Genomic DNA, 16,832 nt, shown 5'->3' with positions numbered 1-16,832 from the left:
TTTTTTACCAATTTAGTACAAAGTAATGAATTGTGTCCCCCCTCAATGTCCCTATTGAGGGGTGTTTTCATTCTCCTTTGTGGTCTGGAAAGTTGGGTTTTTGTATCTTTGTTGCCGAAATTGTCTTTTTTATGCTTACAGGTAGGTTTATTCTGCAGTCCCGTTTGCTTTTTGTACTGTTGATGGTGGTTGGTCTTGCCCAGGCCCAGCTTTTGGATATGTCGGAAATGTCCGAAAGCTATATGGCCGAAAATATGATCCACAAGGTAAAAGTGGAAGGAATGATTCACATGGATGAACGTTCAGTTCTTAGCCGAATTGGAATCCGTGATGGTCAAAGCTATTCTCCTTCCGCCCTTACCGAAAAGGTTCAGTCTTCTGTGACTTCCCTGTACGAATCGGGCCTGTTTGACGATGTGACTGCCTGGGTGGACTATGTGGGCGAAGGTACCGATGTGGACCTCATCTTTAAGGTGAAGGAACTGCCTGCTCTTGATACGGCTATTATCGATGGTGCCGATGAAGTTTCCGAAGACGATTTGCGCTTGAAAATCCGCCTGATTCCGGGTCGAGTTTACAGCAAGAGCCAGCTGGAACGTGATCGACAGGCTATTCTGGATTACTATCGCTCCGAAGGATACCTGCTGGCAGAAGTGGGTTATCGTGAGACTCCTACCGATGAAAATCGCAATATGGTGACCTTCCTGGTTCGTGAAGGTGAAAAGGTGAAGGTGCGTCAGTTTGATATTCAGGGGAATGATAATGTTCCCAGCGAAGATATTCTGGAACATATGCTGACCAAGCAGGACCAGTGGTGGGGTGGTGGCGAATTTAAGGAAGTGGTGTTTAATGCCGACCGTGATACGGTGCTAAACGCTATCCGTCATTTTGGTTACCTGGATGCAGAACTGACGGAATACAGCGCAGAATACCTGCCGGACTCCAGCTGCCTGTTCTATATGGGTCGTATGGTTCCCCTGGGTGAAAAGCTGGAACCGCTGTACACTTTGATGAACGACGCCTTGGAAGATACATCTTCCGTATTCTACAAGATGGCGGGCAAACCTACCATGCAGGTGACTCACCTTTTCCGCAATCATCGTCGTATTGGCGAAAAGCAGTGGGTGACCAGACCTATGCCCAAGGTAAAGTCCGAAGAAGACGCCTGGAAGTACTTGAACGATATTATCCGTTATGAGGATGCTCGTAAGGAATGGCTGTCCAGGGTGGACGGTTATAAGTGGAGCAACCCCAAGATCGATTCCTTGCTGAAAATCAAGAAGCGCCACCAGTACGAAGACAAGTTGCTGGTTCGCTACATGATTGAAGACTTGTGCCCCATGCTGAACAAGTATGACCAGATCAAGACTTCTAGCGCCATTATCATTCATATCCACATGAATGAAGGTCGTCGTTACTACATGGGTGGCCTCCACTTCTCCGGTAATGAAGTGCTGAACGACCAGATGCTGAAGTACGCCTTCCGCCTGGATAGCGGCATGGTGTTCGACCAGTACTTGTATGACGCTTCCAAGAAGGCCTTGCTGGATGCTTATCGCGAAGATGGTTATCTGTTTGCCCAGTACGAAGAAGAACGTACCTTCGAAAACGATTCTGTAGTGAACTTGTCCTACCGCTTGACCGAAGGTCTGCCGGCTCAGATTCACAAGGTTCATATCCATGGCAATACCAAGACTAACGAAAAGGTCATCCGTCGTGAAGTTCGTCTCTTCCCGGGCGATACCTACCGTCAGTCCTCCCTGGAACGTTCCTTCCGCGAAATTATGCAGCTGAACTATTTCGATATGGTCATCCCCGATATCAAGGTGGTGGGCGAACAGGAAGTGGACCTTGACTTCGCTGTCCAGGAAAAGGAAGCTGGTACCGGTCAGTTCAGCCTTGGTGTATCCTATAGCCAGAGCGATGGACTTGTGGGTACTGCAAGTATTTCCATTCCCAACTGCTGTATGGGTGATGGCCAGGCTGCATCCTTTAGCGTTGAATATGGTTCCGACAAGAAGAGCGCATCCATTAGCTTCCAGGAACCCTGGCTCCTGGATAAGCCCATTACCTTGGGTGCTAGCCTGAGCTACTCCTGGTGGAACATGGATGATTACGACGAACCGGATATTACTCGTTATGGCGGTAGCGTCTACCTGGGTAAGCGTCTGAAATGGCCTGATGACTACTTCTATGGTCAGATCGGTTATAGCTGGCTCATGAACAAGCAGGGCAAGAACGTCCCGGGAAGTTATGTTGTTTACACGGGTATTGAATCCGCCCTCAACTTCCGCCTGGTGCGAGACGACAAGAACCTGCCTCAGTTCCCCACAGATGGTTCTCGTTACGTGCTGGATGTGCAGTGGGCTGATGACAAGTTCGGCAGTGACTTTAACTTCGTGAAGACTGAGCTTACCATCAAGTGGTGGTTCCCCATCTTCCGTGATCGCCTGACTTTGGCTTTGACCAACGAATACGGCATTATCGTGGGCGACCGACTGCAGAACCGCATCCTTTACCAGATGGGTGGTGTCATGGGTTACGAAGGCATGATGCGTGGTTATAGCTCTGGTTCCATTGGCTATGGTCGACTGGGACGCAGCTATCAGTACGTAGGTGCGGAACTCCAGTTGGGACTGGTTCCCCAGACCTTCTACCTGTTGCCCTTCTTCTTTGATGCTGGTAACGTATTCGGTGATCGTTATGTCCGCAAGTCCAAGGTGGAAGAACCTGCTCTCAGTCCGCTTAGCGAATGGGATCCCACCAGCCTTAAGAAGGATATTGGTTTCGGCTTCCGTGTAGTTGTGCCGATGCTGGGTATTATCGGCTTCGACTTCGCATGGCCTCTGGATGTGGGTGAAACCTACGGCGGTACTCAACGCGAACGTGTGGGCGACATGGAATTCAACTTCGTTATCGGTCAGGGATTCTAATCCAAGGACGCGAAGGAGCGAATATGCTTAAGAGATTTATTGTTCTGATTTCCTTAGTGATGATGCTGGGTGCAGGCGCAAGTTTTGCTGAAGACGGCCTGCGCATTGCCCATGTGGATTCCAAGCTGATCTTCGATGGTTACAAGGGAACCAAGAAGGCTCAGGAAGAATATGATCGCCAGGTGGCAAAGTGGGAACAGCAGGGTAACTTGCTGCAGAAGGAACTTTCCGCCATTAAGGAAAAGCTGGATAAGCAGGTCCTGATGCTTTCTGACGAAAAGAAGCGTGAACTTGAAGCGGAATACGCCAAGAAGGATACGGAACTGAAGAATTTCATTGACCGTGTCTATGGCCGTAAGGGTGAACTGATTTCCGAAAACGAAAAGGTGAGTGGTCCTATCATTCAGCTGATTCGCAAGGCGGTAAACGAAATCGCCCTGCAGGAAGGCTACGATATGGTGGTGGACCGTGCAACTGGCGCCGTGCTTTTCTGGAAGAAGGAAAACGACCTGACCCAGAAAGTTCTGGACTACCTGAACAATCGTTAACAGCAAAAAAGTTATCTTGATACCGCGGACTTTTCCGCGGTATTTTTTTGTTAGGAGAAATCATGAAAAAGAGTGCTTTTGCGTTTGGTGCAATCTCTATTGCTGCGTTTGGACTTGTGGCTTGTGGAGATAATTCTTCCAGTTCCACAGCGTATGAACTGAATATAGATACTGCCACTTCTTCCGGACCCGCCTATGGGGTTGTTGTGCCTGATACGATGCAGACCTTGGATACTTTGCTGCATTCATATTTTTGTAATTCCGCCATAAAATGTTCCCATGTGTACCTTGTGGAAATGGACAATGTGATGGAATGCGATGGAGAGGCTTGGGTGTACCTTAGCGATTACCAGCCTTCTGTATGTGGGTATGAACCAGGAAAACCGAACTCCAGCGCTTCCGTAGAAAATCCTGGCGACGCATTGAGTTCTTCGTCCAGTATTGTAGAAGAACCGGAAGCCTGTGTGGAACATGTGCAGGCCAACATTACGATTAAGAACGTAGAACACATCGTCATGGACTGCGGTTCTTCAAATGTGGGACAGACGGTCTATCTTGAAGATACTCAGACCTTGTACACCTGCGAAAATGGCGCCTGGATTGGTGAACGCGTTGCTGTTTGCGAAGAGCCTGAACCGTCCCAGCCTGTAGAAGACGTTCCTTCTGTAAGTTATGGAACGATGACGGATGAACGTGATGGTCAGACTTATAAGACTATTGAAATTGGTAAGCAGACCTGGATGGCGGAAAACTTGAACTTCTATAAGAGTACCGATGGCTCTGTTGTGATGGATTCTTCCTTCTGCTACGAAGACCTTCCTGCAAATTGCGAAAAGTATGGCCGTCTGTATCAGGAATTTGACGCCTCCGAGGCTTGCCCCGATGGCTGGAAAATGCCGACCCAATTTGACTGGCGTGAACTTACGGACAAATTAAGTGAATTGTACCCTAGTAAGAACCTGAATGAAATTGCCCGTGCCACGACTGGTTGGGATGATTCCATGAAGTCCAATAATGCAAGTGGCTTTGGTGCATTGGCTGCTGGTAAGCGCAATAGTAAGGGTGAGTATTCTGATGAAGAATACAAGGCTTATTTCTGGGGGGATAAGGGTATGCTTTATTACGCCTGGACCTTAAGCAAGACTTCCGAATTTGACGAAGGAACTAGAATGTATAGCTATTATGCTTATTCCCTTCGCTGCATCAAAAAATAACGGGCTTCAATTATCTACATTGTACTTTTAGAAAATAAAGATTAGCCCTTTAACAGCGCGTTGCGCCAAGGACCAATATGGCCGATAATAAAGCAGAAAAGTTTGTATTCTACATGTACAAGATGTGCAAGTCTTACCCCAACAAGGAAGTCTTGAAGGATATTTCCTTAAGCTTCTACTATGGCGCTAAGATTGGCATTATCGGCCAGAATGGTGCTGGTAAGTCTACGCTTTTGCGTATCATGGCCGGTATCGATAAGGAATTCCAGGGCGAGGCTTGGATTGAACCGGGCCGTACCGCAGGTTATCTGCCTCAGGAACCCCAGCTGGATCCGAACCTTACTGTCAAGGAAAACGTGATGCAGGCTGTGGCCAAGAAGCAGGCTGTCCTGGATCGTTTCAACGAAATCTCCATGAAGTTCGCTGAACCTATGGAAGATGATGAAATGAATAAGCTCCTGGATGAACAGGCTAAGCTTCAGGACATCATCGATGCTCAGGACTTGTGGAGCCTGGACCGTAATATTGAAATCGCTATGGATGCCCTGCGCTGCCCGCCGGGCGATTGGCCGGTGACCAACCTTTCCGGTGGTGAAAAGCGCCGCGTGGCTCTGTGCCGCCTGCTTTTGGAAGAACCGGATCTGTTGCTTTTGGACGAACCTACCAACCATCTGGATGCTGAAACTGTTGCCTGGCTGGAACGCCACCTCCGTGAATACAAGGGCTCCGTCATTCTCGTGACCCATGACCGTTACTTCCTGGATAACGTTACTGGTTGGATTCTTGAAATTGACCGCGGTCGCGGTATTCCTTGGGAAGGCAATTACGCCCAGTGGCTGGACCAGAAACTTGACCGCATGAAGAACGAAGAAAAGGGTGAATCTGACCGTCAGAAGCGCCTGGCTCGCGAACAGGAATGGGTCAAGCAGAGTCCCAAGGCTCGCCAGGCCAAGAACAAGGCTCGTCTTAAGGCTTACGAAGAATTGCTGGCTGAAGATTCCAGAGAAAAGATTAACGTGGCTCAGATCCACATTGCTAACGGTAACCGTCTGGGTGACATCGTTATTCAGGCGGAACACCTGCAGAAGGCCTTTGGTGAAAAGGTGCTCTTCGATGATCTGAACTTCAGCTTGCCCCGCTCCGGTATTGTGGGCATTATCGGCCCCAACGGTGCTGGTAAGACCACCTTGTTCAAGATGATTACCGGTTCTGAAAAGCCTGATGGCGGTACCTTGAAGATTGGCGAAACCGTCCAGATTATCAGTATGGAACAGGGCCGCGATTCTCTGGATGATTCCAAGACCGTCTGGGAATCCATTACCGGAGGCTGCGACGAAATCATGGTGGGCGACCGCAAGATGAATGGCCGCGCCTACTGTGGCTTGTTCAACTTTACTGGCGCTGCCCAGCAGAAGAAGCTGAACACCCTTTCCGGTGGTGAACGCAACCGCGTGCTCATGGCCAAGAACCTGCAGCAGCCCGGTAACCTGTTGTTCCTGGACGAACCGACCAACGACTTGGATATTGAAACCCTCCAGGCCCTGGAACAGGCTATCCTGAAGTTCGCAGGCTGCGCCGTGATCATCTCCCATGACCGCTGGTTCCTGGACCGTATTGCCACCCACATCCTTGCTTACGAAGGCGACTCCAAGGTTGTCTGGTTCGAAGGTAACTGGAGCGAATACGAAGCCGACCGTCGCAAGCGTCTGGGCGAAGATGCGGAAAACCCCAAGCCCATCAAGTACAAGACTCTGACACGAAACTAGGTTGCGCTAGGGCGCGAAAGTTCGCTGCGCGACCTTTTGCTTTGAGGTGTGAGGTCGCTGCAGTTCACTTAGTGAACTTACGCTTTGAGGTATGAGGTCGGCGACGGCGTTGCCTTTGATGTGTAAAATAATGGCGCCCTTAGGGGCGCCTTTTTATATATTTCAATATATGAAGTCGTTGATTCAAATCCTTTTTCTTTCTGCATCATTGTTGTTGGCTCAAAACATTGATGAAAGTGTAATTGGAGGAAGTAAGAATTTGACGCTTGATGATGCTTTGTGTAAGGGTTGCGAAATTCTTCGATACGATTCAACGGACTCGACAAGTTGTGAATCCTGTGCAGATTATGTGAGCTGTAATCAAGATGGCGATATAGTTACCTATTCTTCTGGTCCAATGGGAAGTTGGACGAATGTTGAATCTGTAGTAGTTTCTAAGGGTGATGCAAGAAGTCTTCCCAAGTGTAAGCTTCGGTTTTCTTCAAATCTAAAGCTTCGGCTAGGTATGACAAAAAGCGAAGTTCTAAAAACTGGGTTATATTTTAGGCGAACTTCTGATAAAACCTGGGAATGGATGAGTTGGAGCAGGTTAGAAGGATCTCCTGATGAAGCTGGAAATGATTGGCATGAATGGCAAGGACGAACGCTTGAATTTTGTAATGAGAAACTGTGTAGCTTTGGGTATTGGTGTAGTGTGTTCGATTCCGGTCCGAGTGATGCGGAAATAAAAGAATTTTCTAAACCGTAGATGACGATTTCTCATGATTCTTCACGTTCTTAAACATGAACTGCGATTGATTTTCCGGGAGCCCCGCTTCTGGATTCCTTTCGTGATTCCGCCTGTGTTGCTGGCTGCGTCCCAGGGGATTGCGGTTTCCCGTTATGGTGGGCAGATCATGCAGGGCATGGAAGGTTACATGATGCTTCTGCTGGGTTGCCTCATGGCGCCTATGGGAGCACCTCTTGCTGCCGATAGCTTTGCCGGTGAACGTGAAAGAAATTCCCTGGAACTGCTGCAGCTTTCTCCCGTAAAGCCTGCGGACTTGTTCTGGGGTAAGCTGCTTGCGGTGTTGCCGTTTCCGCTAATGTTCAGCTTGATTTGCCAGCTGGTTTACTTTGTGATGCATAAGGATGCCGTTGCTGGGACTGTCGCTATTGCCGCAATTCTTGGATCCATGTCCGCGTGTCTCCTGGTGAATGCTTTTTCCCTGTTGCTTTCCTTAAAGGCGAAGACGGTTCGCGCTGCAACTCAGGGAACTCTGTTCTTTATCATCCCGCTATTACTTCTGGTGCAGTTCGGCTATCAGGCATTCCTGCAGGATGTGATGATGCCCGTGGCGGCCCTGGCGATTTCGATTGTGGTGTGCGCTGTTGCTACTGCGGTGGGAATGCGAAAGTTCATTAGCCTGTAATTAGATTTCAAATAGATCCGGCTGAACGCTGGGCTTTTTCTTTATCCAACTTTCTTGCTTTGCAGGGTGTACGATTTCTCCGGGACGCAAGTTGCCAATAATCAATGGCGATTCTGGATCGTGCGTCTTGTGTTTTTGCAGCACTTGATCTTTTCCGTAGTTGGCGTAGCAGTATTTGCATAAGTGTGGGCAGTTGCTGTAGTTACCAATATCGCCGCCTACCACGCAGGCGCTGCATTCGTCGCGGGCAAATTTCTTTTTGGGGGGAGTGAAGGTAAGGCCCCGTGTCGGGAGGCCGAGAGCGGTTTCAAAAACAGCTGGCGTAGTACAGCCGCTGCAGTCGGCTCCAAATTCCGCGAGAGCGCCGTTCTCTACACAGGTCTTGATAGCGATGCCATGCTGACCTCCGATTTCTACAAACGCTTTCGTTATAGTCACTTGATCTTCCCAACAGACAGGACGGAGCTCCGGGAAGTTCTTGGTGACGCAATTGAAAATGTCTACGAAGCTGATAATGCAGGTGCGGGTGTAACCTTCCAGAAGGGTTGCCATCACTTCGAAGGATTTAATATGCTGTTCTACGGTGTATCTGCCTGTAATGCAGATGGGGTCGTAACGCCACTGAACGGCGTCCTCACCGCCGTTATGGGCATTGACCATGTCCGAAAGCTTCTTGAACTGCTCCACAATGAATCGCTTGTGGGGAACGTTGGGCTCAATGTCCTTTCCATAGGGCGTGAGGGTTACGTGCCACATCCAGCGGTAATCTGCGATTTCCTCCAGATGGGGGAGGAGCGGGGTTGGATTCTTGGTGCAGAAAAATAGACAGTCCACAACGCTTGGGTCCAGCTGGTAGCGGGTAATGTAATCCTGGTTGTAGGGGTTTCGTACCAGCACGTAGCCTTCGCGGATTCTGTTCAGGAACCATTTGGAATAGAATGCGGGGAGGTCTGTGCGGATGCTGGCGGAGATGATCATTGTTGGATTCTTCGCTCAGGATTGCAATGCGGTGATGATGTTGCGGAATTGGCTGACGCTGAATGCTTCGTTCTGGAAGAAATTGTCCGCCAGGATTTCCATGATTTCCTCGGAGTATTCCGTCTGCTTGCTCAGAAGTTTGATTGCGTTTATTTTGCGGGTAAGATCCGTTGCGTCTGCAGGGGAGCCTGCTGCAAGAACATCGCCGAACTTTTGAAGCATGATCCAGAAGTAAATGGCGAACTGGACTTTGGTCATACCGTCGCCATCAAAAAGGCTCTTGGCGTAGTAGCGGTAAAGTAGATAGGTGACAATGCGTGCGCCGTCTTCATCTGTAAATAAACTGATGCCGGAGCGAGTTCGGCATGACGTGGGAAGGGGCCATCCCTTGCGGATCATGCGTTCGTAGGCGTTATCCCAGGCGGGGCCGAAGCTTTCTCCTTCGCCAAGAATTTCAATCCAGGTCTGTTGAATGGCGTCCGGAGAAAGTTCCGGTTCTTCGTCGTCTTGCTTTTCGGAGTCTTCTTCGTAGCTGTTGACGCTTTCGGCGTAGTCCAGAACGTCGATGAGCCGCTGGTTCAGCGATTTGCTGGAATCTGCCATCAGTTCGAACATGTGGGAGCGTTCTGCGAAAATGGCGTCGCGGGCTTCTTTTGCGTCTTCCGGCATTTCGTCCGGTTCTTCGTCAATTTCGCTTTCTGCGAAGGAAAGACTGCTGATGCCGAAACTAGTTCGGCATGACGTTTCGGATGTCAGCAACAGTCTTGCCGCTTCTTCGCAGCAGAGACCCAGACCCTTTTCCATGATATCGCCATAGACTTCCACAAAACGGGGGTGTTCCCTGCAGATGTTGCAGAGGATGCTTTCACCATTTTCATCTAAATCCGTGCCCTTGCATCCTAGGTGGCAAATCATGTCGCAAAGACCGTTTTCCTTGAGGAAAGGACAGCGGTCTCCTGGCAAAAGTTTGAAATGCCCCTCTTCGATGTTTTCCAGAAGGCGCTTTCCGAAGGTGCGGCGGCTCTCGTCGGGCCCATTTTCGGGGAGCTGTCGGTACTTTTCCAGGGATTTTTCGTCAATGTCGATTTCCCAGCCCACGCAGCAAGTGTCGGTACATTTGTCGGCGATGCATTGGAACTGGTGGTAAAAAACGGGTGATCTGAGAAGCATTTGTGGGGCCAAGTGGGGAAGTTTCAGGTGAAAATCTAGCAAATGAGTGTCTTTATGTTCACTAGTCTAGTGTCGGACTGGCAGTGGAGGATGACTTTTTTGAGGCGTTTTCTGGGGCGAAAAAAGAGAAAATTGAAACGTGGTGGTGAATTGTGGGGCGTGAGTGTAATAAAACGTATATAATCTTGCCAAAGTGGGGTAAAGTGGGTATATTTACCTTGTGTGTTTTTAATTCCATGTGTTGTGTACTTGTAATGGAATAGTGTGTAATGAACGAACGTAACCGTTTTATAGGTCAAGCCAAGTCGGCTATCGACGGAAAGGGTAGGTGCGCCTTCCCTCGGGAATTCCGTCGTCAATTGACCGCAGAAGACGGTACGGAATTCGTATTGACTGTCTGGGCGGACGGAAGACTTCGTTTGTTCGTGACATCTGAATACGAGAAGTTCATGAGTGAGTTGGACCAATGGCCCGACCGCGAACTAGCTGAACAATTCCGTATGAGCCTCCGTTCCTCCCTTGTGGAACTGGATGGACAGAACAGAATCTTGCTCCCGAAGGACAAGATTCAGTATGCCGAACTTACGAACAGCATTACGTTCGTAGAATACCGCGGCAAGTCTCTGGAATTGTGGAATACAGACAAGTACGAAGCCAAGCTTGCTTCTCAGACCGAAGAAGCTAAGGCTCTATTCAACAAGCTGTGTTTTAATGCTGGTTTTGCGGGGGGATTGAATGTCCAAAAATGATCCTCAAGTAAAATCCTTACATACAAATGAAATTTCTGCGGCTGCAATTGCAGGCGTTGAAGGTGGCGTGTTCTATCACGATCCTGTGATGCTGAAGGAATGCCTTCAGGGTTTACGCCTGGAAGAAGGTTCCGAACTGAATAAGGCAAACGAAGTGCTTGCCGGCGGAACGTTCGTTGACTGCACCATGGGCGGTGGCGGTCATTCCTATGCTATTGCAACCCGTCTTTCTGCGGCAGGTACCTTGCATGCCTTTGACCGCGACGAAGATGCGGTGAAGTTTGCAACCAAGCGCCTGGCTCCTGTTTCCAATGGGGAAGGCAGGCCGAATTTTATTCTCCATCCGGTTCCCTTTGGCAAGCTGGGTGAAGAAGTTTCCGAAAATGTTTTGGATGGTGTCCTGTATGATCTGGGCATCAGCAGCCACCAGGTAGATGATTCCAGCCGTGGCTTTACTTTCGTTGGAAACAATCCGCTGGACCTCCGTATGGATCGTCGCGAAGATGTTTCTGCGCAGGAATGGCTCCGCAGCGTCAGTGCTGACGATCTGGCTGATGCTCTTCGCAAGAATGCCGATATGGATCGAGCATTCAAGCTTGCTACCCGCATTATTGAAGTCGCCCAGGAAACGAGTCGTGAAGGTCGCGACATTTTGCCTAGCGATATTAAGGCTGTGGTAGAAGCTGTATTCCCGGATAAGCGTCGCGATGCCAATAGCTTGCTGGCTCGCGTATTCCAGGCGGTTCGCATGGAAGTGAATGGCGAATTGCGTCAGATTGAAGATAGCATCCGTTCTGCAGTGGATTGCCTGAAGGTGGGCGGTCGTCTGGTGGTCATGAGTTACCACTCTGTGGAAGATCGTTGCGTCAAGGATACTTGTGCTGAATTTGAAAAGGCCTGCATTTGCCCTGAACACTTGCCGGTCTGTATGTGCGGTGGTAATCACCAACGTTTAAAGAAGGTGAATCGCAAGCCGATTCTCCCCACTAACGACGAAATCGCAAAGAACAGCAGGGCTCGCTCTGCAAAACTGAGAGTGTACGAGAAGGTATGAGTGAAGTAGAAAACACAAAGCCTGCTGTAACTTCAAACCGCAACATTGTGCGGTTGTTCGTGATTGCTGTCCTGGTGGCAGGCTGCTATATGATTCTGCCGTTGTACATGCAGAATCGTACCAATGCACTTTATGAACAGTCCCATAAGCTTTCTGTCCAGATCAACCAATTGCAGCGCGATGTGCTGACTCAGGAACTGGAAATCAACAAGCTTTCTTCTCTGGAACACTTGTCCAGTGTTTCTGAGGATTGGGAACTGGGTCTGAATGATGTTCCTACTAAGATTCGTGTAGTAGGAGGTGCCCGATGAACATTCCCAATATTAATGCAATTTCTATGTGCAGAATGTTCGTGCTGGGCGTTGTTGGCGTTCTTGCTTTCAAGACCTTTGATATTCAGGTCTTGAATAGGGAAATCTACCAGCAGGAAACCAAGAACATGGTGACCCAGACGAAGAACGTGTACGCTGAACGCGGTTTGATTATGGACCGTAACGGCGTGGTATTTGCCGACAATCTTCGCGATAACGAAAATGCAACGGACTTTACCCGTATTTTCTTACAGGGTAAGCTTGCTTCCCAGATTGTGGGCAAGGTGGGTTATAACGGCATTGGCTCCATGGGCGTGGAACGTGTGTTCGATTCCCGTTTGCGTGGTAACGAAGGTTATCGCCTGAGTTATCAGGACGCTCGTCGCAACGAAATTTATGGCCGTTCCGAAAATGTTGCCGAAGCAGAACCGGGTAAGAACTTGGTGCTGACTATCGACAAGGACATGCAGGAAATTGTGGAAGGAGCCTTGAAGAAGGGTGTGGCCGATTACTTGGCTACTAGCGCTTCCGCTGTGGTGGTGGATCCTTACACCGGTGAAATTCTTGCCATGGCTAGCTATCCAACCTACGATCCCAATTCCAAGAAGCAGGTCGTGGGCCGTATGTCCAAGAACGACATCGTTTCCATGTCTTACGAACCGGGTTCTACTTTCAAGGTGGTTACCGCTGCTGCAGCTCTTGAAAATGGCGTTGTTCCGGTAGATACGATTTTCCCCGACGAAGGCAAGTGCTGGAAATGGAGTGAACGTTCCGAAAAGATTTGCGATACCCATGTGTATGGCGATATGGATATGGGCGAAGCCATGGTGCAGTCCTCCAATATCGTTTTCGGCAAGATTGCTGACAAGGTGGGGGCCGATAAACTTTATCGTATGGCTCGTAATTTCGGTTTCGGCATGAAGACTTCTGAACATCTTTATGGCGAAGAATCTGGAAAGCTCTACCAGCCTTATGAATTGACTCGTGATGACCGTACCCTGAAAACGATGGGCTTTGGACATGCTCTGATGGCCACCCCGATTCAGCTGGTGATGGCTTATTCCGCCGTAGCTAATGGCGGTATCCTGATGGAGCCGAAGATCGTGAAGGAATGGCGCGATTCCAAAGGTAACCTGGTGGAAAGCTTTAAGCCGGATACCGTCCGTCGCGTAATTTCTGAAAAGACTGCCGCTAGCATCCGCCAGATGCTCCATCGCGTGGTGAACAATGGTACCGCTAAGAAGGTTATGAGCAAGAAGATTCCGGATATCGTATTCGGCGGCAAGACGGGAACTGCAGAAAAATATAACCAGGAAACTCGCAAGTATGACCGTGATCATCAGGTGGCTTCCTTTATCGGTCTTGCTCCTGTTGAAGATGCTCGCTATGTATGCATGGTCCTGGTGGATGACCCTCAGACGGCTCAGCATCATGGTGGTAATACTGCAGGTCCTATTTTCCGTCAGATTATGGAAGGCATCTACTACCATCCGGAACTTTCACCGCTGTCCCATCGTATGGCTGTGGTGGAAAAGGTTTCCGCTTGCGATGATGATTACATCGGGATGATGGCGGCAGACGCTAAGCAGCTTGCTACGGAAAAGAACTGCAAGATTCATTTTGATGGTTCCGAAGAAAACGGTCGCGTGATTTCCATGCGTCGTGATATGGGCGATTCTCTGGGTCTCGTACTTATCCTCGGTAATGTGGACGGTAGCCGTATGCCTAACTTCAAGGGACTTTCCCTGAAGGATGCTATGGAAGTTGCAAGCAATGTTCGCATGAAGGTTGAATTTACCGGCAAGGGTCGCGTTGTTGCCCAATCCCCGAAGGCCGATGAAGTGTTGAGTAAAGGGCAAGTTTGCAAACTGACGTTGAAGGAGAAAGGCTGATGCTTTCTGAAACTTTGATGAAGAACTTGAATGTTCGTGGTTTGTGCGACGATTCCCGCCGCGTGAAGTCTGGTGACCTGTTTTTCTCGATGCCGGCTCCTAACTATGATGTTTTCGCTCGTGATGCAGTGGCCGCAGGCGCAGTTGCTGTGGTTAGCGAGTCTGTCGCTCCCGAAGGTCTTGCTTCCAAGTGGATCCAGGTTTCTGATGTAAAGGCTGCACGCCTTGAAGCAGCAAAGATTTTCTACAAGGATCCGTTCTCAAAGCTTACTTGTCATGCCGTAACTGGTACAAACGGCAAGACTACTAGCGCTTTCCTTATGGATGCGATGCTGACTGCAGCTGGCCATAAGGTAGCTCTCCTGGGTACGATCAAGAATAAGGTGGGCGATGTTTCTGTTCCTGCTAACTTGACTACTCCGGGTCAGCTTGATTTGTTTGCTTTTGCAGCTAAGGCTGTGGAAGTGGGTTGCACTGATCTTGTCATGGAAACCTCTTCTCACGCCCTTCATCAGGGTCGTGTTGCAGGCATTAGCTACCGTAGCGGTCTGTTCAGCAATCTGACTCAGGATCACCTGGATTATCACAAGACCATGGAAGCCTACTTCGAAGCAAAAACTTTGCTGTTCACCAAGTATCTGGCTTCTGATGGTGTTGCCGTCATTAATGTGGATGACGAACACGGCGCATCTCTCTGCGAAAACCTGAAGAAGGCTGGCCGTAAGGCTGTTGGCGTTTCTCGTCTGGCTGCTGAAAAGGCTGATGTGAAGCCCAATGGCATTGTTGAAAATACGGAAGATGGCTTGAAGTTTGACTTGACTGGCTTTGGCTCTGCTGCTCATTTTGAAACTGCTCTTTGCGGTGATTTCAATGTGGATAATGTGATGCTGGTTCTTTCCTGGGCGAATGCAATTGGTCTTTCCAAGGAAGCAATGGATAAGGCTCTTGCAGAAGTTCGCGTGCCAGGCCGTTTTGAAAAGGTCTGGAATAAGAATGGTATTCATGTGGTTGTGGACTACGCTCACACTCCCGATGCTCTTGAACGTGTTTTGGCTACCGCTCGCTCTCTTTGCCGTGGCAAGCTTTCCGCTGTATTTGGCTGCGGTGGCGACCGCGACAAGACCAAGCGTCCCATTATGGGTGCCATCGCAGAAAAGATGGCTGACAAGGCTTGGCTTACTTCGGACAATCCCCGTACTGAAAATCCCACCGACATCATTAACGATGTTCGCGCCGGTATGAAGACGGACAAGTTTGAAGTTGTGGAACTTCGCGATGAAGCAATCAGGCGTGCTTGTGCGGAATTGAAGGATGGCGACTGGCTGGTGGTTGCTGGCAAGGGCCATGAAGACTACCAGATTATCGGCAAGACCAAGCATCATTTTGATGACCACGAGGAAGTGGTGAAGGCGATGGAAAATGTTTAAGCTGGATTTGAAAATTAAGGAACTGCTTGAAATCCTGGAAACCCAGGCTGTGGGCGTTAATGCCCGTACCCAGGGGCGCAAGGTGAATCTTTGCATGGATTCCCGTGAACCTGCAAAGGGTGTTGTTTTCTGGCCGATCAAGGGCGAACGTTTTGACGCCCACAAGTTTGTGACTGAGATGGAAAAGAATGGAGCTCTGATGAGTGTTGTGAACCAGGATGCTGAAGGTATTGAAAACTTCAAGATGTATGCCCCCGTGGATGATACCACCAAGGCTCTGCTGAAGCTTGCCAAGGGTTACCAGAAGAATTTCAAGCTGAAGAAGGTGGCTATCACTGGTTCTAACGGAAAGACCACTACCAAGGAAATGACCAAGGCTGTTCTTTCCATGAAGTACAATACTCACGCTACTGCTGGTAACTTCAATAACCACATTGGCGTGCCCATGACCTTGTTCCAGCTGAAACACTCCCACGAAGCTGCAGTCATTGAAATGGGTACTAGCGGTCCCGACGAAATTCGTCCGTTGTCTATGGCTACTGAACCCGATATTGCTGTAATTACCAATATTGGTGCAAGCCATCTGGAAAAACTAAAGGACTTTGATGGTGTCTTTGCGGAAAAGCGCACGATTACTGCAGGACTCAAGAAGAACGGCCTTCTGATTGTGAATGCTGATGATGCTCACCTTTGCAAGCTCCGTTCCAACACCAGCTATAAGGTGGTCACATTCGGAATTAAGCGTGGTATCTACAAGCCCGAAAAGCTGTCCTACGACGAGAACAACTGTGCGTCCTTCTTTATTGGTCGCACTAAGTTTACGCTGTCTGTTCCGGGCATCCACAACGTTTATAATGCACTGGCCGCTATCGCCATCGGTGAAGCGATGAAGGTTTCCAAGACCGATATTGCCAAGGCTCTTGCCAACTTCCATTCCACCAATATGCGTATGGAAATCAAGAATGCCAATGGCTTCAAGATCGTGTCTGATTGCTATAACGCAAATCCGTCTTCTACCAAGATGGCTCTCCAGACCATTGGTAACATGAAGGTGAATCGCCGTATTGCCATTCTTGGCGATATGCTGGAACTGGGCGACAAGACTGACGCTCTCCACCTGGAAATGGGCGCCATGGTTCCGGAAATGAATTTTGACATGCTGTTTACTGTTGGCGAGAAGGCTAAGCTTTATGTGAAGGGCGCAAAGTCCAAGGGCATGAAGTCTGCTTATCACTTCGATTCCGTTCAGGATCTGATTGCTGAACTGACAGAAGAAGTGTCTGAGGGAGACGTTCTCCTGGTGAAGGGTTCCCGCGGTATGCATATGGAACAAGTTGTCGAAGCGATGCTCAAGCTTACCAAGGTTAACGTTTAGGAA

Annotated in this window: 14 protein-coding genes; 12 read left to right on the top strand and 2 right to left on the bottom strand. The window is 49.2% G+C overall.

Annotation, left to right across the window (positions count from 1 at the left end; translation table 11 throughout):
- Positions 1-131 precede the first annotated feature (131 nt).
- The 6 genes from BGX12_RS03140 to BGX12_RS03115 all read left to right on the top strand — a co-directional run bounded on the left by BGX12_RS03140 (position 132) and on the right by BGX12_RS03115 (position 7,873).
- Positions 132-2,933 carry an outer membrane protein assembly factor gene (locus BGX12_RS03140; protein WP_109734703.1) on the top strand — a complete coding sequence of 934 codons (2,802 nt, stop codon included), beginning with the start codon at positions 132-134 and terminating at the stop codon, positions 2,931-2,933.
- Positions 2,934-2,956: 23 nt separating this feature from the next.
- On the top strand, positions 2,957-3,481 hold the full coding sequence (locus BGX12_RS03135) for an OmpH family outer membrane protein (protein WP_109734633.1): 525 nt from the start codon (positions 2,957-2,959) through the stop codon (positions 3,479-3,481).
- 62 nt (positions 3,482-3,543) lie between these two features.
- Positions 3,544-4,695 carry an FISUMP domain-containing protein gene (locus BGX12_RS03130; protein WP_109734632.1) on the top strand — a complete coding sequence of 384 codons (1,152 nt, stop codon included), beginning with the start codon at positions 3,544-3,546 and terminating at the stop codon, positions 4,693-4,695.
- 77 nt (positions 4,696-4,772) lie between these two features.
- The gene (gene ettA / locus BGX12_RS03125) at positions 4,773-6,461 is read left to right on the top strand and encodes an energy-dependent translational throttle protein EttA (RefSeq protein ID WP_109734631.1); all 1,689 of its coding nucleotides are present in this window, start codon (positions 4,773-4,775) and stop codon (positions 6,459-6,461) included.
- A gap of 169 nt (positions 6,462-6,630) precedes the next feature.
- On the top strand, positions 6,631-7,209 hold the full coding sequence (locus BGX12_RS03120) for a hypothetical protein (protein ID WP_146196227.1): 579 nt from the start codon (positions 6,631-6,633) through the stop codon (positions 7,207-7,209).
- Positions 7,210-7,222: 13 nt separating this feature from the next.
- The gene (locus tag BGX12_RS03115) at positions 7,223-7,873 is read left to right on the top strand and encodes an ABC transporter permease (RefSeq protein WP_233246227.1); all 651 of its coding nucleotides are present in this window, start codon (positions 7,223-7,225) and stop codon (positions 7,871-7,873) included.
- On the opposite strand, the gene BGX12_RS03110 is transcribed toward BGX12_RS03115, so the two are convergent.
- Both BGX12_RS03110 and fliB read right to left on the bottom strand, forming a co-directional pair.
- Positions 7,874-8,851 (bottom strand): DUF1848 domain-containing protein, encoded by a 978-nt coding sequence (locus BGX12_RS03110; RefSeq protein ID WP_109734629.1) that lies wholly within the window; start codon positions 8,849-8,851, stop codon positions 7,874-7,876.
- Positions 8,852-8,866: 15 nt separating this feature from the next.
- Entirely contained in the window at positions 8,867-10,021 is a 1,155-nt protein-coding gene (fliB, locus tag BGX12_RS03105; protein ID WP_109734628.1) for a flagellin lysine-N-methylase, read from the bottom strand.
- Between the two features lie 269 nt (positions 10,022-10,290).
- Here fliB and BGX12_RS03100 point away from each other — a divergent pair, with 269 nt between their 5' ends.
- The 6 genes from BGX12_RS03100 to murF are packed head-to-tail and all read left to right on the top strand — an operon-like array spanning position 10,291 to position 16,829.
- Positions 10,291-10,770, top strand: a complete 480-nt coding sequence (locus BGX12_RS03100) for a division/cell wall cluster transcriptional repressor MraZ (RefSeq protein WP_109734627.1) — start codon at positions 10,291-10,293, stop codon at positions 10,768-10,770.
- On the top strand, positions 10,757-11,824 hold the full coding sequence (gene rsmH / locus BGX12_RS03095; protein WP_109734626.1) for a 16S rRNA (cytosine(1402)-N(4))-methyltransferase RsmH: 1,068 nt from the start codon (positions 10,757-10,759) through the stop codon (positions 11,822-11,824). Before BGX12_RS03100 ends, rsmH begins: the two co-directional genes overlap by 14 nt.
- A complete protein-coding gene (locus BGX12_RS03090) occupies positions 11,821-12,135 on the top strand; it encodes a hypothetical protein (RefSeq protein WP_109734625.1) in 315 nt (104 codons plus the stop codon). Before rsmH ends, BGX12_RS03090 begins: the two co-directional genes overlap by 4 nt.
- Positions 12,132-14,027 (top strand): penicillin-binding transpeptidase domain-containing protein, encoded by a 1,896-nt coding sequence (locus tag BGX12_RS03085; RefSeq protein ID WP_109734624.1) that lies wholly within the window; start codon positions 12,132-12,134, stop codon positions 14,025-14,027. The genes BGX12_RS03090 and BGX12_RS03085 overlap by 4 nt, the downstream gene beginning before the upstream one ends.
- A complete protein-coding gene (locus BGX12_RS03080) occupies positions 14,027-15,454 on the top strand; it encodes a UDP-N-acetylmuramoyl-L-alanyl-D-glutamate--2,6-diaminopimelate ligase (RefSeq protein WP_109734623.1) in 1,428 nt (475 codons plus the stop codon). The genes BGX12_RS03085 and BGX12_RS03080 overlap by 1 nt, the downstream gene beginning before the upstream one ends.
- Positions 15,447-16,829 (top strand): UDP-N-acetylmuramoyl-tripeptide--D-alanyl-D-alanine ligase, encoded by a 1,383-nt coding sequence (gene murF, locus BGX12_RS03075; RefSeq protein WP_109734622.1) that lies wholly within the window; start codon positions 15,447-15,449, stop codon positions 16,827-16,829. The genes BGX12_RS03080 and murF overlap by 8 nt, the downstream gene beginning before the upstream one ends.
- Positions 16,830-16,832: the final 3 nt, after the last annotated feature.

This window comes from Fibrobacter sp. UWR4, assembly GCF_003149045.1.
Lineage (GTDB): Bacteria > Fibrobacterota > Fibrobacteria > Fibrobacterales > Fibrobacteraceae > Fibrobacter.
Note: the sequence above shows the minus strand (reverse complement) of the source record. Positions and strands in the feature narration are given on the sequence as shown.